Annotated in this window: 17 protein-coding genes; 9 read left to right on the top strand and 8 right to left on the bottom strand. The window is 35.6% G+C overall.

Annotation, left to right across the window (positions count from 1 at the left end):
• Nucleotides 1-69 precede the first annotated feature (69 nt).
• From R2S08_RS25385 to R2S08_RS25370, 4 genes are all read right to left on the bottom strand, one after another.
• Entirely contained in the window at nucleotides 70-633 is a 564-nt protein-coding gene (locus R2S08_RS25385; protein ID WP_316837750.1) for a Crp/Fnr family transcriptional regulator, read from the bottom strand.
• 99 nt (nucleotides 634-732) lie between these two features.
• Entirely contained in the window at nucleotides 733-1,776 is a 1,044-nt protein-coding gene (locus tag R2S08_RS25380) for a peptide-N-glycosidase F-related protein (protein WP_316837749.1), read from the bottom strand.
• Between the two features lie 24 nt (nucleotides 1,777-1,800).
• Complete coding sequence (locus R2S08_RS25375; protein WP_316837748.1) at nucleotides 1,801-2,532, bottom strand: DUF4369 domain-containing protein; 732 nt, start codon at nucleotides 2,530-2,532, stop codon at nucleotides 1,801-1,803.
• Between the two features lie 212 nt (nucleotides 2,533-2,744).
• Nucleotides 2,745-3,251 carry a GNAT family N-acetyltransferase gene (locus R2S08_RS25370; protein ID WP_316837747.1) on the bottom strand — a complete coding sequence of 169 codons (507 nt, stop codon included), beginning with the start codon at nucleotides 3,249-3,251 and terminating at the stop codon, nucleotides 2,745-2,747.
• A 240-nt stretch (nucleotides 3,252-3,491) separates the two neighbouring features.
• Here R2S08_RS25370 and R2S08_RS25365 point away from each other — a divergent pair, with 240 nt between their 5' ends.
• The 4 genes from R2S08_RS25365 to R2S08_RS25350 all read left to right on the top strand — a co-directional run bounded on the left by R2S08_RS25365 (nucleotide 3,492) and on the right by R2S08_RS25350 (nucleotide 8,484).
• Nucleotides 3,492-5,867, top strand: coding sequence for a glycoside hydrolase family 3 N-terminal domain-containing protein (locus R2S08_RS25365; protein ID WP_316837746.1), 2,376 nt, complete (start codon nucleotides 3,492-3,494; stop codon nucleotides 5,865-5,867).
• Nucleotides 5,868-5,876: 9 nt separating this feature from the next.
• Nucleotides 5,877-6,140, top strand: coding sequence for a CBU_0592 family membrane protein (locus R2S08_RS25360; protein WP_316837745.1), 264 nt, complete (start codon nucleotides 5,877-5,879; stop codon nucleotides 6,138-6,140).
• Between the two features lie 335 nt (nucleotides 6,141-6,475).
• Nucleotides 6,476-7,339, top strand: coding sequence for a glycosyltransferase family 10 (locus R2S08_RS25355; protein ID WP_316837744.1), 864 nt, complete (start codon nucleotides 6,476-6,478; stop codon nucleotides 7,337-7,339).
• 257 nt (nucleotides 7,340-7,596) lie between these two features.
• On the top strand, nucleotides 7,597-8,484 hold the full coding sequence (locus tag R2S08_RS25350; protein WP_316837743.1) for a glycosyltransferase family 2 protein: 888 nt from the start codon (nucleotides 7,597-7,599) through the stop codon (nucleotides 8,482-8,484).
• Between the two features lie 13 nt (nucleotides 8,485-8,497).
• Here the strand turns inward: R2S08_RS25350 and R2S08_RS25345 are convergent, their stop codons facing one another.
• The 4 genes from R2S08_RS25345 to R2S08_RS28910 all read right to left on the bottom strand — a co-directional run bounded on the left by R2S08_RS25345 (nucleotide 8,498) and on the right by R2S08_RS28910 (nucleotide 11,656).
• Nucleotides 8,498-9,673 carry a LicD family protein gene (locus R2S08_RS25345; RefSeq protein ID WP_316837742.1) on the bottom strand — a complete coding sequence of 392 codons (1,176 nt, stop codon included), beginning with the start codon at nucleotides 9,671-9,673 and terminating at the stop codon, nucleotides 8,498-8,500.
• Nucleotides 9,674-9,763: 90 nt separating this feature from the next.
• Complete coding sequence (locus R2S08_RS25340; protein WP_316837741.1) at nucleotides 9,764-10,474, bottom strand: NTP transferase domain-containing protein; 711 nt, start codon at nucleotides 10,472-10,474, stop codon at nucleotides 9,764-9,766.
• Nucleotides 10,471-11,373, bottom strand: a complete 903-nt coding sequence (locus tag R2S08_RS25335; protein WP_316837740.1) for a phosphotransferase — start codon at nucleotides 11,371-11,373, stop codon at nucleotides 10,471-10,473. The genes R2S08_RS25340 and R2S08_RS25335 overlap by 4 nt, the downstream gene beginning before the upstream one ends.
• 28 nt (nucleotides 11,374-11,401) lie before the next feature.
• Nucleotides 11,402-11,656, bottom strand: coding sequence for a CBU_0592 family membrane protein (locus tag R2S08_RS28910; protein WP_410479538.1), 255 nt, complete (start codon nucleotides 11,654-11,656; stop codon nucleotides 11,402-11,404).
• A 579-nt stretch (nucleotides 11,657-12,235) separates the two neighbouring features.
• On the opposite strand from R2S08_RS28910, the gene R2S08_RS25330 reads away from it, so the two are divergent.
• From R2S08_RS25330 to R2S08_RS25310, 5 genes are all read left to right on the top strand, one after another.
• A complete protein-coding gene (locus tag R2S08_RS25330; RefSeq protein ID WP_316837739.1) occupies nucleotides 12,236-13,900 on the top strand; it encodes a thioredoxin domain-containing protein in 1,665 nt (554 codons plus the stop codon).
• Between the two features lie 105 nt (nucleotides 13,901-14,005).
• Complete coding sequence (locus R2S08_RS25325) at nucleotides 14,006-14,293, top strand: hypothetical protein (protein ID WP_316837738.1); 288 nt, start codon at nucleotides 14,006-14,008, stop codon at nucleotides 14,291-14,293.
• A gap of 105 nt (nucleotides 14,294-14,398) precedes the next feature.
• On the top strand, nucleotides 14,399-15,541 hold the full coding sequence (locus R2S08_RS25320) for a TlpA disulfide reductase family protein (protein ID WP_316837737.1): 1,143 nt from the start codon (nucleotides 14,399-14,401) through the stop codon (nucleotides 15,539-15,541).
• 1 nt (nucleotide 15,542) lies between these two features.
• Nucleotides 15,543-16,868 (top strand): hypothetical protein, encoded by a 1,326-nt coding sequence (locus R2S08_RS25315; RefSeq protein ID WP_316837736.1) that lies wholly within the window; start codon nucleotides 15,543-15,545, stop codon nucleotides 16,866-16,868.
• A gap of 73 nt (nucleotides 16,869-16,941) precedes the next feature.
• On the top strand, nucleotides 16,942-18,021 hold a 1,080-nt coding region (locus R2S08_RS25310), incomplete at its 3' end, for a peptidase domain-containing ABC transporter (RefSeq protein WP_316837735.1).

Raw genomic sequence — 18,021 nt, 5'->3', positions numbered from 1 at the left:
TTGATCTACAACACAAATTTCAGCAAAGAAGGAAGACGATTTTTTAGCATTTGCTAAAAACGAACATGCTTAGATTTTAGCCCTCATACGGCTTAGGGTAACAGGTGACATACCCAGAAAGGAAGCGATCTGGCCGAGTGGAGCTCTTTGGAGAATATAGGGAAATTGGGTAAGCAGTTTTTGATAACGTTCGAGCGCACTATCAAATTGTAGGGAGAGGGTTCGTTCTTCGAGCGACAGGTAGTATTTTTCCATTAACAGGCGATACAGAACGAACAATTCGGCATGTTGCTTACAAAGATCTGAAAACTCCCCGTAATGTATTTTTAATAGCAATGAATCCTCCAGTATTTCAATGTTTTCGTTACTGGGACTATCGGTAAACAACGAATAGGTTGAGGTAATGATTTCGTTTTCCTTAGCAAAAAGGATTGTTGTCTCTTTCTCGTTGATAACCGAGAAAATCCGGGCAAACCCATTTTCAATAATGTAGATATGGTCGCACCGCTGTCCCTGCCTGATAAGAAAGGTACCTTTAGACAATGTTACTGGAGTGATATGCCCGGCAAGTAGTTCGAAAGTCTTAATGTCAATTTTATTGCTCTGAACAAGTTTCCGTAAGGATGTGTACATATCAATTTGATTATTAAATTGTTATCTCATTAAACACTAAACAAATGTAATATTACATTTGTGACTTATGGAGGAAAAATATGTTTTCTGTTATAACGCTTATTCTGCAGCAATATAGGCCGATAGGTAATAGGTGCTTTGATTGTTTAACAATCTGGCTTCCGGGACTGCAATTTTTATACGGTGATCACCTGGGGCCAATCTGCCTAAATTTATAGCTCTGGTGGGTACGGGCGCACCCGGGCACCAGCTGCGGCGTTCTTGTGCAATATTAAGACCATAAATTCCATTGCTGCGGGTGTTATAAATTTCGTAAGGTGCACAGTTTTGGTTTACCGCTATGCGTGTGTATTCTTTTCCATCTACATAAATGACATGCTCGCGCCAGTTGTATTCTTCTCCGCCTTCTCCTGCGCCATGTCCGGAGGTGATTAAATACAATACGGCTGTTTTGATGTTATTGTCTACATGAAATGCAACTTCCTTGGTATTGTGTCCGGCCGTGCTGTCTTCTCCGTTTAAAGGGAAATAGCTCAATAAGGCAATTGGTTGTACAAGGCTATTCTTTTTTGTTTTAGAGCTGGTTAGGTTTACCGAAGCTGTATAGGTTAATAATGATCCGTCACAGCCCATGGTTTCTTTTTGGCCGGCGCTTGTGGTGCCAAAGATTTCGGTCATTATCCATACATCTGCTTGTTTGTTTTTAAATAAACCTGCTAATTGATTGATGGTTGTTGTATAAGGGGTATTATCTGGTTCGCGGGTTTTATAGTTAAAGGGGGTCATAATTCTAAGCAATTCAAATTGCTTTGCCTCGGGGCTATCGTAATTTTTATCCTTTGGTACATAGAAAAGTGTAACTCTGCCTATCCTGTCATAATTATCGCAACCTGCTTTAACTACTACTTTAAGGGTTATGGAATCGCCAATGCTTTGTTTTTCCTGGTTACTCAGCTTGCGGATATATTTGGTGTTGCTGATGCGTACTATTCCTGGTTTAACGGGTTCATTAACGGGTTTGGCGTAACCATCATAAAAATTCACATCTTTTATGACGGAAATAGTGGTTTCGTGTTTTGATTGTGCGTGGGTGAATTTAAAATTCAGGGAAAGTAAAAGGAGTATAGAAAAAAATATCTTCATGAATGGCTTTTGCTCTAATGGTTCTTAATTATGTTTCTTTAAATCGGCAATCATTTTTTGAGCTTCCTGCCCGTAAACTGATCGTTTTTGATCTTCGGGTAACTGGTCAAAATATTGCTCGATCTTGTGCTCATCTAATGATGATCCTTTGGCTTTTAGGTACATCAAAATCGATTCAATAGCAAAGGGTTTAGCGGTGCTTTCGTTTAAATAGGCAGAAAGGTCATTCATCTTTAAATTTTGAAGGGAATCGATGCTCTTATTAAGGGATTGCAATTTTAATAAGTCCTTTTTATCCAGATTTCTCCTGCGCCGATCCGTTGATCTCAGCAATCTGTCCCACTTACTGTATTTTCGTGTAAAGGCTATATATTCTTCTTGTACCGGAGATCCGGTTACTTGTGCCCGGCTTAAAAAACCAGTGGCTTTAACATCTGTCAGGCCCTTGTTTAAGTACAGTATCAGGGTGTTTGGGTCGGTGTCTGGCTCGGGCGTAGTATTGGGTTTTGTAAACTGCAGAATGGTTTTAATAGCGATATCTGCTGTTCCGTTAAAGCTAAATTTGTTGTTGTTAATTAGAGCGCTGTCTGTTTTTAGCTGTCCATTTTGCTGGTAAACAAGGTATATTTTGCGCCCGGTTTCGTCGCCTTTTGGAAAATTAACTTCGCCTTTTAACTGGTAGGGGGCTGTTTGTTGTTTCTGAGCGAACATGGTTAGGGGTAATAGCCCTAAAATAACCAGCGGAATTGATTTCATAAAGTAATGTAAAATTGAGGTAATCTACATAAAATACGAATATAAGTTAATAACCTGATTTCATTTTTACAATAAGAATTTTGTTTGAAAAATATGTTTTTTGATCTCGCTGAACCTTCCAGGTTCTGAGGCTTGATCAGTAAAACATATTTTTCTTGGGTGCAGACCGGGGAGGGAGGAGAAAGGAAAAAGGATTAGACAGAATGGTTCTCCTAAACTTCAATCTGGAACAAACTTACTATTGCGTTGTTATAGTGGGCTGGTAATCCTTCTGTATTTTGAAGTTTCAGCAATCCTAAAAAGTCAAAGCCGCATTTTGTATAATAATTAATAAGCCCGGTGTTTTCACCGACAGTGTCCATACGCACAAATCGTTTTTCATTGCTTAGAGCATATAGCTTTGCCCATTCCGCGATCTGTTGTACAAGATTTTGGCCTCTGAATTCAGGGTTTACTGCAATCCTGTGGATATAGACTGCAGGATCATCATTGCGTTCTTCCCAAATTTGAGGATCATTAAAGGTTGTTGCCCAAACACAAGCTATTTTGCCGTCAATAAGAATTTTCCATTGTCTGTTTTCATTGATTTCTGTCTGTACCAGGTTTAGTTCAAATTCTGGCCAGTGAACAATAAACTTCGATTTTTGGAAATCTGTGGCTATTTTGTACAGTCTGAAAATTTCTTGAATGTCTTTATTTACTGAGTTTTGTATTTCCATGTTTTAATTAAATTAACTCCATAAAGTTACGGGTATAAATAAAGGCATAACAGATACAGATATTGAATAAATAAGGATAACAGATTTAATAGCTTCTATGCTTTGAGGACATTACTGAGAGGCTTTCCATATTTGGTATTTATCTTGTCCGGGTAAGCGGATGCCAATGGTAATATTTTTTTCGCTCAAACGCCAGCAAGATGTTAATTTTGATTTAACACATTTATTGCATCATTAGATATGATATACAAATACAGATTTACCATCGTTATTGTTTTTTTGTTGTTGTGTTCCTTTAAACAGGAAGGCACCGTTTATAAAGACCATTGGATTGATTTTAATAAAAATGGTAAAAAAGATGTGTACGAAGATATTTCAAAGCCCATTGATGAACGGGTTAATGACTTACTGCAACAAATGACGGTGGATGAAAAGACCTGTCAGTTGGCAACTCTTTATGGTTATGGTGCTTTTTTGAAAGATCGTTTACCCGCTTCTTCCTGGAAGGACAGTGTATGGAAGGATGGGATTGCAAATATTGATGAGCAATTAACCGGTTATAGAAGAGATACGCTGTATGCGTTTCCATATTCTTCACATGCGCAGGCCATCAATACCATTCAGAAATGGTTTATTGAAGAAACCAGACTTGGCATACCTGTTGATTTTACAACAGAGGGAATCCGCGGACTGAATCATATGAAAGCGACTTATTTTCCATCTCAGCTGGCACAGGCAAGCAGCTTTAACAAAAATCTGGTTCGGCAAATTGGAAATGTTACCGGCAAAGAGGCAAAGGCGTTAGGCTATACCAATGTTTATTCACCAATATTGGATGTGGCTTCCGATCCGCGTTGGGGGCGTATTGAAGAAACTTATGGTTGTGACCCTTACCTTGTTGGCCAGCTGGGGAAACAAAATATACTTGGTATACAAGAAAATGGAGTGATTTCGACAGTTAAACATTTCGCTGTTTACAGTATCCCTGTTGGTGGGCGTGATGGCGGCGTCCGTACGGATCCGCATGTGGCACCAAGGGAAATGTGGAACTTATACCTGGAGCCGTTCAGGGTTGGAATTCAGGAAGCAAAAGCGAAAGGCGTGATGGCTTCTTATAATGATTATGATGGGGTACCAATTATTGCCAGTACATATTTTTTAACGGATATCCTGCGAAAGCAATTTGGCTTTAATGGTTATGTGGTTAGTGACAGTCATGCCCTTGAAGATTTGTTTGACAAATATCATGTCGCTGTAGATACAGCAGATGCCGCCCGCTTGGCCTTAACAGCGGGTTTAAATGTTAGAACAGAATTTCATAATCCAGCCGATTATTTAAGGGGCTTGAGAAGGGGCATTAAAAATGGAAGTATCGCAATGTCTGTTGTGGATTTACGAGTAAAAGAGGTGTTAAAGGTGAAATTTGAAATTGGGTTATTTGATCATCCTTTTGTTGAAAATGTTAAAGCTGCGGATCAAATTGTTCATACAAAAGATGCTCGTAATATAGCTTTGCAAGCCGCAAGGGAAGGGATTGTATTACTCAAAAACAAGGACAACCTCTTGCCTTTAAACCCCGAAAAGTTGAAAAATATTGCCATTATTGGTCCTAATGCTAAAGAGCATGAGAGTTTACTTTCCAGATATGGACCATCAAGGGTTAGGGTTACTACGGTTTTTGAAGGAATTACAAAAATGCTCCCCGCTTCGGTAAATGTTTTATATGCGAAAGGTTGCAACCATACGGATGATCATTTTCCGGAAAGTGATGTAGAATCATTTCCTCTATCGGAACAAGAAAAGAAAGGAATAGATCAGGCGATGGAGATAGCCTCCAAAGCAGATGTTGTATTTTTGGTGCTGGGTGACAATGAGAACACGATTGGGGAAACTAAATCCAGATTAGACCTTAAACTTCCCGGCCATCAGGAAGAATTGCTGGAGCGGGTAGCTGCTCTGAATAAACCTACAATATTGTTATTGGTTGGCGGCAGGCCAGCGACCATTAATTTTGCCAGCAAACATATTCCTGCAATTCTGGAAACCTGGTATTTGGGGGAATATATGGGGAACGCCATTGCAGATGTTGTTTTTGGTAGATATAATCCTGGTGGAAAACTATCCGTACCCTTTCCAAAATCTGTTGGACAAATTCCTCTTTCTTTTCCAATGAAGCCTTCTGCTGATGCACATAGTTCATCTGATGCCAATGTTAACGGCTTTATTTATCCTTTTGGTTACGGCTTAAGTTACACAACTTTTAATTACAGTGATTTAAAAATAGACGCGGGTACCTATCAAAAATCAGGGAAGATAAAAGTAGATTTTAAGATCACTAACACTGGAAAGATCAGGGGAGATGAAGTTGCTCAACTCTACTTTCATGATGAGGTTAGTTCTGTTACTACTTATGTAATGAATTTAAGGGGCTTTGAACGCATAAGTCTCGAGCCAGGAGAGAGTAAAAAGGTATCTATGGTTTTAACTTCCCACGATCTTTCTCTTCTTAACCAGAAGATGGAAAGAATAGTAGAACCTGGTTGGTTTAAGATCATGATTGGATCTTCTTCTGAAGATATCAGATTAACAGACAGAATTAAATTTCCTCTATATTAGACCCCTATTATGATAGATATGATATCAACAAGTATTGGCTGGCTGGGTGTGTGCTTATGTACACTGGGCTATTTACTGTTAAGTACAAAAAAGTTAACCCCAGAGTCATGGGGCTTCCAAGCATTTAATATTGTTGGTGGATTATGTTTATTAGCTACAGCTATTATGAGTAATGACATACCAAATGCTGTAGCCAATTTATTATGGGCTTCTATTGGTTTTTATGCCTTAACAAGGCGGTGGAGAACCAAAGGTGCTTCTGAAGTGGATTGAAGTAGTAAACCTAAAATTTCATAGGCTTTGTTTTTGTAATCGAAGTATGAAATTTACAGCGTACTATACACTCTCTGAATTATTAGAAATGTATTAACATTTATTTAATGAAAAATTAACGAATATTATTGGTGTTATCCTGATTTTACTTTCTAGCTTAGAGATGAATTAACTCTTAATAAATTATGCTCACAATCCATAAAACATCTCCTTTAAGTCACTTCCCCTTTAAGGGACATTGATGCCAACTCAAATTTAAAGGGTTTTTGAAAAATAACACAGATAAGTTTCTGAGAATAAATAGGACAATTTTATAGGTTAAATTCTCTCATATAATGAAAAAGATTCGTGTTAAAATTACGGGATTCTGGCAGTCAGATTTAAAAATGTTGGAAATGGTAAAAGATTATAGTTTAGGAAATACTATTTGGAAAAATATTGAATTTACGGTGGGTTCTTATGATAGGTTAATCATTCTGACAAGACCATATAGTGATGATGCAGATTACGATGACAGAAAGGCCATTACATTTCGGACTGAACCCATAGCATCAAGGAATAATAGACTACATAAAACTTCGTTTATTGCGCCTTTATCTTTAGTTGGTTGGAGTTCAACAAATATATCGAGAGAAATATTCGCTAATAAAGGAATGGCAATTAGAAAAACAGGACTCTTGTCCTCTGTTACAAGTGATCTTTGTTATCTGGATGGACATCTAGCTCGACTTAAGTTTATCCATGCCTTGGACCAGATTGTTCAAGATGGATTTGACCTGTGGGGTAAAAATATTAATGGAAATTTTTTTCAAATGATCAGTTCTTATAAAGGTCCAATTGAAGATAAATATGATGCATTATTGAAGTATAAATACCACTTCAACTGTGAGAATTCATTTAATGAAAATTATTATACAGAAAAATTGTTGGACCCGATTCTGGCAGAAAGCTTATGTTTTTATGATGGTTGTACTAATATATCGTCATTTATCGATGATAGAGCTTATGTGAAATTAGATGTGAACAATATTGAGGCTTCAATTGAAACAATTGTAAGATCCATTAATTCTAATGAGTGGAGAAAGAGGATTCCTTACATACGTAAACAAAAGGAAAGAATAACGACACACTTAAATCCATTAAATATCATTTGGATGGCCGTAAATGATATGGATCTTATTAAAGAATGTACTTTATAGTAGAAAGAATGGAGTGAAAAAAATGTAAGTTGAAAATTCTATGCGGAAGAAAGACTTTATTAATTATTGGCATGATCAGCGTATTTTTTAGTGCAATTAGAAAAAAAACAGGCTAAAATATTATCCGAAGAGACTTAATTTTTCCAACTTTCTTTAGGAAGGAAGTCATTTTTTTGGCGGTAAGAATAAGATGAAACGCAGAATATAAATTTAAGATCAAATTATTTTTGTACTAAATGAGAGTAAAAAAGAAAATCATGGAAATTCCTAAGGTTTCTATATGTATTCCTACCTATAACCAGATTCATTTGCTTAAAAAAAATCTAGATTCTATTTTAATGCAAGAATATCATGATTATGAAATAATTATAACAGATGACAGTTCAGATGATATAGTTAAGGATTTTATTGCATCCTACCCGCCAGCATTTAAAGCGAAAATGAAATATTATAAAAATAATATGCAATTGGGTAGCCCTGAAAATTGGAATGAGGCAATTAGAAAATCGTCAGGTAAGTACATTAAAATTATGCATCATGATGATTGGTTTAATTATTCTTGTAGTTTGCAGATTTTTGTTGACTTACTAGATAATGATGTAGAGGCCTCGATGGGTTTTGTAAGTTCAAGAATTGTAAATTCAGATAATTTTGAAACGACTAGAATTAATACTCCCGATAGTTCCCGGATAGAACATATTGAGAAAACACCAGAAATCTTGCTTTATGGTAATTGGTTGGGGCCACCAAGTTCAATGATTTTTAGGAAACTTGAGTTTGATCAATATTATGATCCAAATTTAAAATGGTTTGTCGATATTGATGCTTATGTCTACTTACTGAGTAAAAAATCGAAATTGGCATTCAATCCCATAGAAGCAGTTAGTATCGGATCGAGTGCTATCCAGGTTACGAAGCAATGTGAACATAACAAAACTGTAAATCTATTTGAATTTTTTTATTTCCTGGAAAAGTGGGGGATCAGTGATATCACAGAAAACGAACTAATTTTAAAGAAAGCATGCGTCTTATTGATCGATTTTGATGTTAAAAGTAGAACTGAAATTAGATTAGCCGGGTTTAAGGGTAAATTACCTAAAAATCTAACATCTCTAATAAAATATGTTAATTCTCTCGATGACTAATTGTTGTGCCTGCTCAGGTTTCATCGATAATTCTCCCGGCGCGGTCAACCATTATGTCATAACCTAGTGGAATTACCGAATCTTGCTCAAGCTGATGGGACCATGAGAATACCTGTATTTTGTTTCTCCAGTTTGTGTACAGTATATCCAAACATCTCAGAGGTTGGGCAGGCAATTTGAAAACGGATCCTTCAAAACATATTTCCGAGAAAGGATAGTATATTTCTGTGGTATATACAGTTCCTGTATCAAAAATTATACTATTTCCAGTTTCAGAAAAGAACCAGATATCAACAAAAGGAAAAGTATATGGATATCCTTTTATTGGACTGCCATTTTCATTCCAGATTTTACAGTATGGCGTTTTGCTGCTGCCCCAATGACAAATACAATGTTTTAATGTTGTGTGATTTGTTATAAGAGAGCTAAAAAATTCGTATTGGATGTTGTTGATGGCTAGATCTACATCGTCGTCCCATGGCATAATAGATCCATGTCTTACCTGTCCAAGAAGGGACCCATCACTAAGAATCAGATCAACATTGTTTTTAGCGGCCAGATCGCCTATTGTTTGAATTAGATTTCGAACTCGTTGTTTGTTTTCAGAAGACCAGGCTTTGGATTGAAAGATGGCGTTCCTTATCGCTAATTTTCGCTCTTTTTTCTGAGTAATATTTTCTTTGAAATCGAAATAATCGGTGTTTTCATAGTATACCTCCAATTCACATAATATAGATCTTGTTAAAATTTCTTCATCTAACGGCTGTTTTATTGTATTTATGCTTAATAGTTTATCAACTCCTTTGCGACTAACAAAATATACATCAATACCCCAGTAACAGCCTAGTAAATAACCGAAGTCAAATTTATCCACATCTTTTACTTCCTCTTTCTCAAAGGGGAAATATACGTCCCATTTTTGATCATCACTTAAAAGACTAACCAATTCCAATATACAGTTGCTTAGAGGAGATTTAAAATTGACGTTTTCGTTGATAATCAAGCAGAATGGAGCATCAGAATTCTTAAATATTTTCCAAATTTCGAAGTGGGTGTTGAAATGGTCACGTTCATAATTAGAAAGGGGAAAACCATACCTGGTTAACATATAGTCCCTGTCTAATTGGAGCGATGAATTTTTATCGTAAGGCACTTTGTCTATCCAGGCCTTTTCCAATATGGTTTCCATTTTTAAGTGTTTTGATTCTTTAAAATTGGAATTAATGATATAAGTTAACATAGAGAAGATTGTGTTAATATGAGTTAAATTTTTGTAGAATTATAATCGTGAGAGATCATACTCACAATCTATTTCTGCCCAGTCATCTGGTTCGATGGATTCTATTTTAATATCTAATCTATCAAGATTTTCTACTATGATCTGATCCCAATATTGGGTGCCTAAGTTGCTGCTATTATCCCTGAGCAATAAAGGAATTTTGTCGTTTAACGCCTTGAGAATGATTTTTGCGGATGCTTGAGTCCAGTATGAAACACCAGACATTACATAAACCGGGATTTCATTTTTTTTAAACTCCTGGGGATTTTCATGAATAACAATATTCTCCAAGATATTATTTTTGCTAAATATAAGTTCCCATTCAGAATGCAGAATCTGCTTTTTTCCTGTAAAATAGGTAGAACATGAAATATTTGGTTGAAGGAAATTCTTGTTTAAAAATACATCTCCATCAAATACCCAAGTGTCTCCAAAATACTCTTGGCATAAATAAAACGAATAAATATTATTATATCGGTAGTATTCCGGATTATAGATTAATTGAACATTGTATTTTTCTTTTAAATACTCGAATTGTTCATGTAAATGCCCAGTAATTACATAAATGTCATGTACGCCAATTTCTCTTATAAACTCTATTTGTCGTTCAATAATCCGAACTCCCTTAACCTGTATAAGTGGTTTTGGACACATCTTTGTGTATGGCATAAGTCTGGATCCTGTTCCGGCTGCAAGTATAATCGCATTCATAGTGTTGTTGTTATTAACTGGATAGTATCGTAATTCAGCATGGCCCTTTTTAGCCTCATTTCAGCATAATCCAACAAATCGGCACCTTGTGATTGCTTGATTTTTGCCCATACATACCAAAGGAGGTCTTGACAAATTTTAAACAGTTTTATTTTCTCAAGCATGTTGGGAGTTGGGTATTTATCGTCCAAATAACAACTCCATAAATAGATTTCTTCATCTTCACTTAAACTGTTCTCAAGCGCAAAAGAAGAAATGTCCCACAATGGATCGTTCATGCCAGAATATTCCCAGTCAATTAAATAGATATGAGCATTATCATCCATCAAAAAATTTTCAAGCACGGGATCATTGTGGCACGGTTGCCAGTTCATTTTGCTATGGAGACTTTCTTGGTGTTTCAGTATTTCGGTTTTTATTTCCAAATAATCGTTGCATAAAATAAGTCCAAGGTCATAAGATATTGTCTCATACAATTGGATCTTGTCAAAAAAACAGAACTTATTATTGAAATGAGTGTTAGAGTTATGAAGTTTCTTTAAACCTTCACACACATAGGGGATTTTATGGTAGATCGATGGATTGTGTACAAATGTATTCTCAATATATCTGGTGACTTTTATTCCTGAATCGTCATCAAAAAATAGAACTTCTGTATTTAGATCAAGGCGAGCAATTGAATTCTGGTTTTGATGTTCATCCTTTCTATTGATCATATCGCTTGTTCCTTTACCCGGGAATCTTACTATAAATTGTTCGCCGGTTGAAAGGGCACATATATAATTGTCATTTGTCATTCCTGTAATGGTTTTCCGGATTTTTATGGGACTTCTATTTCCTTTTTCCAACAATTTAGCATTATCTAACACCTCCCTGATATTTTTTGTTATTTGGATCATAGTTCAGATTTTCGATCAGTACTGGATTTTATGGTTTTTGTCTCGACTTTTTTCTATATAGATTGTTGATTCCAATTGTAGCAATTAATAGCCATGCGAGATTGACGATAATATTTGGCGAGTCCCGTAAGTAATAAGCATTGATTATAAGACCGATTGCTCCTAGAATATTCAAAAAATTATATAGGAAGGATGATGATGAAATAACATGAATTGTCAACAAAAAGAAAGCGACAATGTATACCACGGCACCGAACCATCCAATTAAATTAATTATCGTCATAGTTAATTGTAGTGACCTTCAAGCTCGTTTAATTGATAATTATCCCATACATCTGATATATAAGAACTGCTAAGGTTTTTGCGTTCCTTATTCTTTTCAGAGTTTTGTTGGAATGTGTTTTGAGACTTGTAGTTTTCTGAATAATTAAAATCTCTTTGTAGGGAAAAAAATGGATAGATCAATATTTGACTATTCCTTTGATGAGAGTACGTTCGCATATAGTTTTTTACTTTTATTATACTATCAAGCAAAACAACATTTTAGTCGCAAGTTGATGCCTAAACAGATATAATATCCAGTATATAAGAGTTGGATATATTCACGCTTATGAATAGCGTGTTAGATTTGGCCTTTATATATTGGTTTCTCACAAAGCTAGTTGGCTTATGTTGCCAGAATATTATAACAAAGTTAAGTTTTGATTTTTCAAAAGGCCGTGTAGATTTTTTTGTCGACTTTGCTGGTATGGAGATCGAGTTTGCTAGAAGTCTTTGAAATGGACGGGTAATCTAAAGGTAATAAATGGTTAACGTTGAGTTTAAATTGTTGGTCCATCTTCGGACAATTAATAATAACAATATGGGCGCTCTCAAATTAATCTTTAAAAGGAATCAATCCTTTTTTACAACAACTGGAAATCTATCTGACACTCTACAAAACTGGAAGTTGTCTAAATCATCAGGCGGAAATGCCAACGTGGTATTAAATAAACTTTTAAGGAAACTAAATATTAAAGTAACGGCCAAAACCTCCGGGGAATGTTTGGCAGATCATCCAGAATACCCCAGCTTATTAGCTTCAAGTGATTGTTTGACCAGTTGGAAAGTGCCTCATGAGTCTTACAGAATAGATCTGCAACATTTTAAAGCTGAAGAATTATCTTATCCTTTTATTGCTCATTTCCCTGAAGACGCTGGTAGATTCATTTTGGTGGAGAGTATTAAAGGCGACACCATAAAATATAGCGATGAAGGAGGTGCAAATCAGATTTTAACTAAAGAAAATTTTTTGAACAGGTGGAGTGGTATTATATTGTACGCTCAGAGGGAAGAGGAAAGTGGAGAAAGTAACTACATACAAGCTTTGATTAGCGAGTGGTTGGATATGCTTAGATTACCTTTTTTAGTTGCTGTTCTTTTAGCTTTCTTAATTATGGCAATGGGCTCCATTAGTATCAATTTACCATATTTATCTCTATTGGCTTTAAAGTCGGTAGGAGTGGTAGTAAGTGTTTTATTGATCACACACAGTATAAATGCAAGTAATCCATTTATCCAAAATTTATGTTCATTAGGTAGAAAAAATAATTGTAACGCAATCCTAAAATCCGAAGCTGCAAAGGTAACCAGTTGGTTAAGTTGGAGTGAAGTAGGTATGTTTTATTTTACAGGTTCTTTTGTTTGCCTATTATTTACTCCTTCGAGTGCTGTGCTATTGGCTTGGTTAAATATTGTCTGCTTGCCTTATACTATTTATTCTATTGGCTATCAGTTTAAGCAAAAGAATTGGTGCATATTGTGTTGTACTATACAAGTTCTTCTATGGCTTGAGGGATTAGTTTTTATGTTGAACTATCCATTTTCCAGCCTGCTCTTACCTACTGGGGAAATATTTAGCATTGTATTTTCTTTTTTGTTCCCAATAGCCATATGGGCAGTTTTAAAACCATTGCTAACCAAATCTGAGCAAACCGATTCTTTAAAACAACAACTTAGAAAGTTTAAATACAACAGTGATCTTTTTAGTCAGTTACTTACAAGTCAGGATAGATATGTTATTTCTGATGACATAACACCTATTACCTTGGGAAATCGTCAAGCCAACACTGTTATTACTATGGTTAGTAATCCTTTTTGTGGACCTTGCGCCAAAGCGCACCAAACTATTCACGATTGGTTACAGTACAGGGATGATTTACAACTAAAGGTTATTTTTTCAACAGGTAATGATGAAAAAGATGAACGAACTAAGGTGGCGCGACATATTGGTGCGCTAGCGTCTTTAAACAACTCTAAATTATTAGAAAATGCTTTGAACGATTGGTACCTCCATAGCACAGGTAAATATGATATATGGGCTAAAAAGTACCCCGTCACTTTTAATGGGGAAATGGAGGATCTAACAAAAAAACAAAAACAATGGTGTGAAATGGCAGAAATTACCTTTACGCCTACCATATTTATAAATGGCTACAAACTATCAGAGCCTTATAGGCTAGAGGATATTGAGTATTTGATAGGTTAACGTATGGTTTACTCAAATAACGATCATGCCGTTTAAAAATGCATGAAGCGATAGATAGCAAGCTTGAACAGCTACTAAATATTAAACAAAAAGTCTAAAATCTTTATGAAAAAATTAAAACTAAGTATGACTGCCTTTAACAAAGGAGAGGTGTTAACAAGGGCGCAATTGAAAAAAGTGATGGGAGGTGTTGGTGGTAGTCTTGGCGGTGGCTCACCTGTTTGTAAAGATGTAGCATGCCAGCTCATTACTAGTGGTAACGTTAAGGAAAGTGGATTTTGTTCTTCGTATGGATTTATGGATGGTGATAGACCAATTGTTGAGTGTTTCTGCCAGACAGACAATCATTCAACACCTGCCACAATTACTAGTTCCTCGAACTGCAACGTCTAGCTGTTGTTGACGGAAGTATGATTGCAAAACAAATTTTGTCAATGTTAGCTGAAAATAGTGGAATCACTTGTCGGCTAACATTGGCTCTAAACCAATCTTATTAACATGCTAAATAAGATAACGATAAAAAACGTGTTAGGTATGATCATGCTGTGCTTGTGCTATTTAAACTATTCGTGTAAGAAGATAGATAAATCACAAATTCTTATTGAAGGTGACGGCTTTGGTAAGAAAATAAAGAAGGTTTATTTAATTGAGGCTGGTAAATGGAAAGTCCTTCTTGATTCTGCCGATTGCATAGACGGAAGATTTAAGCTTAAATATCGTCCACCTGTCTCCTTTGAACCATTTAAAGCCAGTTTGAAGTATGTTGATAACGATTTTAAAAGAAATAATTTTGCTGTCAGAAGTGAAATCGAGATTAAAAAAGATGGTAAAAACCACTCTAATGATAGTTTTATGCTAGATTATGGAGTAACTAATCTTACGTATTTCAATAAAGTTGATGGATCTATCCAAGTAAATATAAAGGGAGGGAGGGAGTCAGATTTATTCCAGCGGTATGACTATCAAAATTTTGGATATATACCTAAGGCACGAAGTGAAGCACGTGAACAACGATTAAAAGAAGTAGTTAATTTGATTAAGGGTAATCCATATTCTTTTTATCTCCTAAGCTGCATATTAGAATACCGTCAAAATTATTCGAAAGATGAGCTCAAAGAGATTTTAAATTATTTTGATGAGGAAGTGCAAAAATCCAGGGTAGGAAACCGCATGAAAGAATATATATCTAACTCTTTGAATGTCGGAGAAAACACAAGGCCTTTATCTTTAATGTCAGACCTAGGAATTAGAAAAGAAAATATCAATAAAACAGCAGATCTGAATATGCTGATTTTTTGGGCTAGTTGGTGTGGGCCTTGCCGAATGGAGATCCCACAGTTAAAGAAACTCAATGAGTTGGTCAAAGACCAAGGCTTTTATATGGCCAGTATATCGATAGATAAAAATAAAAAAGACTGGAATACAGCTTTAATACAAGAGCAGCTGAACTGGGATCAGTTTATTATTAGTGAAAATGAATTGGATAAAATAGAGGCTCAATATGCTTTTACAGCGATTCCAATAGTGATTTTCACCAATAGAAATGGAAAAGAAATAGCCAGATTCAGAGGCTTCAGTTTGGATCACCTGGATAGTTATAAAAAGCTGATAGAAGCAAACTTGCCTAAAGTAAAACTGTAGAATGAAAAGAAAAAATATAGGCAGCGGTATTTCTATACCCACCTATGCTATAAACCTAAAAGAACGTACGGATAGATTAGCACATATAAAAGCCCAATTTGAAGATAAATCAGAATTTGATCTAAACTTATTGGAAGTCAATAAACACCATATAGGTGCATTGGGTTTATGGCATAATATAGTTAAAATCATTACTGAAGCGAAAGGATTGGATCTTGATTATGTGATTATTTGTGAAGATGACCATATATTCACAAATAAATATAGGCCTAGGTTACTCTATGAGTACATTTTACAAGGCGAGCAAAGAAATGCAGATATATTGCTCGGAGGTGTGAGTTGGTTTCGTGATGCCTTACAAGTTTCAAAAAATATATTTTGGGTAGATCAATTTACAGGACTACAGTTTACAATAGTATTTAAAAAGTTTTTTAAAACAATATTGGAAGCAGATTTTGAAGATCTGGACGTAGCTGACAAAAAAATTGCTTCACTATCAAACAATAAATTTATAATATACCCATTTATATCTATCCAGAAGGAATTTGGATACTCGGATGTAACCCATATGAACAACACTAAGGGATACATAAATCTCCTGTTTAAAAATACGTCGGCAATGATGAAAAAGATTCTAAAAGTAGAGAGATTCTATCAAAACCTAGTGAAAGAAATTGATGTGAGTGGTTTTACAGATGACAACTTCACTATACCAACTTATATTGTCAATCTGCCCGAAAGAACAGAAAGACTTGAACATACAAAGTTACAATTTTCAGGGAGAAAAGAATTTGATATTAAGGTAGTTGAAGCCTGTAGACACGAAATTGGGGCAGTTGGTTTATGGCAAAGTTTTCGGAAAATTATTCAGATAGCAATAGAAAATGATGACGATGTTATTATCATATGCGAAGACGATCATGTCTTTACGGAAGACTATACTAAAGAAAAATTAATAGAAAATATTATCAAGGCCAATGATCTGGGTGCATATGTTGTTTCCGGGGGAATAGGTAATTACGGAACAGCTGTTCCAGTAGTCGATGAACTATGGTGGATAGATACACACTGGAGTACACAGTTTGTTGTAGTTTTTAAACAATTTTTTCAGCAAATTTTGGACGAGCCTTTTTCAGAAACAGTAACTGCAGATGGAAAGTTTTCAGAAATGACAAGCCGTAAAATGGTTATTTATCCATTCATATCTGTCCAACAGGATTTTGGATATTCTGATATCTGTTTAAGGGACTCTTACAGGAGTGACGATACATTTCGAGATACTTCCGCGCGTTTAAATAAACTTAAGGAAGCACTAGTTAGTATTTAACACAGAATTCATAAGAGACTTGATCAAAATGAACATCAATGTCATTTTATTTACATAATAAATTGCAGATTACTTGAAAAAATTCCCCCATTTTAAGCAGCCGGATCAAATGGATTGCGGGCCTACTTGTTTGCGCATGGTCGCCAAGCACTACGGACGAAATTATACTCTTCAGCGACTACGTGAAATCTCTGGTATCAACCGGGAAGGCGTATCCTTACTTGGTATCAGCGAAGCAGCAGAAAGAATTGGTTTTCGTACCACAGGGATTAGAATCACCCTGGATAAGCTTCTTGAAATTGAATTGCCTTGTGTTTTACACTGGAATCAGAAGCATTTTGTTGTTTTATATAAGATAGTCTCCAAAAGATCAAAAGGATGGGTTTTTTATATTTCTGATCCAGCTAAGGGATTAGTGGAATACACCGAATCAGAATTTTTAAAGCATTGGTTAAGTACCCAAAATAATGGTCATTCTGAGGGGATTGCCTTGATGATTTCTCCTAGTCCGGATTTCTACAAACAAGGTGGGGACCCTGAAAAAGGACTGAACCTAACTTACATGTTAGGTTACCTTTTTAAGTATAAGCAATTGATCGTTCAATTGTTTGTGGGGCTGGGAGTAGGAAGTCTACTACAACTGATCTTACCCTTCTTAACACAATCAGTTGTAGATATTGGGATCAATACACGCAACTTAAACTTTGTTTACATTGTTTTGATTGCGCAAACCATGCTGTTTCTGGGTCGTATGAGTGTAGATTTCATTCGTTCCTGGATATTGCTACACATGACCACAAGAATAAACATTTCTATTCTTACTGATTTTTTGATCAAGTTGATGAAACTTCCGATGAGCTTCTTCGAGACTAAGATGACGGGGGATATCATGCAGCGAATGAGTGATCAGGGCAGGATTCAGAGTTTTCTAACAGGTTCATCGTTAAATACGATCTTTTCTCTTTTCAATTTAGTGGTGTTCTCATTTGTCCTGGCTTATTATAATGTCAATATCTTTATTATTTTCCTGGTGAGCAGCGTGCTTTATAGTTTATGGGTGGTGTTTTTTTTGAAGAAACGGCGTGAACTCGATTTCAAGCGTTTTGATATTTCCTCAGAAAACCAGAGCAATATCGTGCAGCTCATTGGTGGC

The organism is Pedobacter nutrimenti, from assembly GCF_032678445.1.
Classification (GTDB): domain Bacteria; phylum Bacteroidota; class Bacteroidia; order Sphingobacteriales; family Sphingobacteriaceae; genus Pedobacter; species Pedobacter nutrimenti_A.
Note: the sequence above shows the minus strand (reverse complement) of the source record. Positions and strands in the feature narration are given on the sequence as shown.

What these genes read in the sequence shown, in the direction of transcription:
- R2S08_RS25370 (WP_316837747.1), bottom strand. Translation starts at nt 3,251, where the DNA reads ATGGAAATACAAAACTCAGTAAATAAAGACATTCAAGAAATTTTCAGA.
- R2S08_RS25345 (WP_316837742.1), bottom strand. Translation starts at nt 9,673, where the DNA reads ATGGAAACCATATTGGAAAAGGCCTGGATAGACAAAGTGCCTTACGAT.
- R2S08_RS25365 (WP_316837746.1), top strand. Translation starts at nt 3,492, where the DNA reads ATGATATACAAATACAGATTTACCATCGTTATTGTTTTTTTGTTGTTG.
- R2S08_RS25340 (WP_316837741.1), bottom strand. Translation starts at nt 10,474, where the DNA reads ATGAATGCGATTATACTTGCAGCCGGAACAGGATCCAGACTTATGCCA.
- R2S08_RS25330 (WP_316837739.1), top strand. Translation starts at nt 12,236, where the DNA reads ATGGGCGCTCTCAAATTAATCTTTAAAAGGAATCAATCCTTTTTTACA.
- R2S08_RS25315 (WP_316837736.1), top strand. Translation starts at nt 15,543, where the DNA reads ATGAAAAGAAAAAATATAGGCAGCGGTATTTCTATACCCACCTATGCT.
- R2S08_RS28910 (WP_410479538.1), bottom strand. Translation starts at nt 11,656, where the DNA reads ATGACGATAATTAATTTAATTGGATGGTTCGGTGCCGTGGTATACATT.
- R2S08_RS25355 (WP_316837744.1), top strand. Translation starts at nt 6,476, where the DNA reads ATGAAAAAGATTCGTGTTAAAATTACGGGATTCTGGCAGTCAGATTTA.
- R2S08_RS25360 (WP_316837745.1), top strand. Translation starts at nt 5,877, where the DNA reads ATGATAGATATGATATCAACAAGTATTGGCTGGCTGGGTGTGTGCTTA.
- R2S08_RS25325 (WP_316837738.1), top strand. Translation starts at nt 14,006, where the DNA reads ATGAAAAAATTAAAACTAAGTATGACTGCCTTTAACAAAGGAGAGGTG.
- R2S08_RS25380 (WP_316837749.1), bottom strand. Translation starts at nt 1,776, where the DNA reads ATGAAGATATTTTTTTCTATACTCCTTTTACTTTCCCTGAATTTTAAA.
- R2S08_RS25320 (WP_316837737.1), top strand. Translation starts at nt 14,399, where the DNA reads ATGCTAAATAAGATAACGATAAAAAACGTGTTAGGTATGATCATGCTG.
- R2S08_RS25350 (WP_316837743.1), top strand. Translation starts at nt 7,597, where the DNA reads ATGGAAATTCCTAAGGTTTCTATATGTATTCCTACCTATAACCAGATT.
- R2S08_RS25335 (WP_316837740.1), bottom strand. Translation starts at nt 11,373, where the DNA reads ATGATCCAAATAACAAAAAATATCAGGGAGGTGTTAGATAATGCTAAA.
- R2S08_RS25375 (WP_316837748.1), bottom strand. Translation starts at nt 2,532, where the DNA reads ATGAAATCAATTCCGCTGGTTATTTTAGGGCTATTACCCCTAACCATG.
- R2S08_RS25385 (WP_316837750.1), bottom strand. Translation starts at nt 633, where the DNA reads ATGTACACATCCTTACGGAAACTTGTTCAGAGCAATAAAATTGACATT.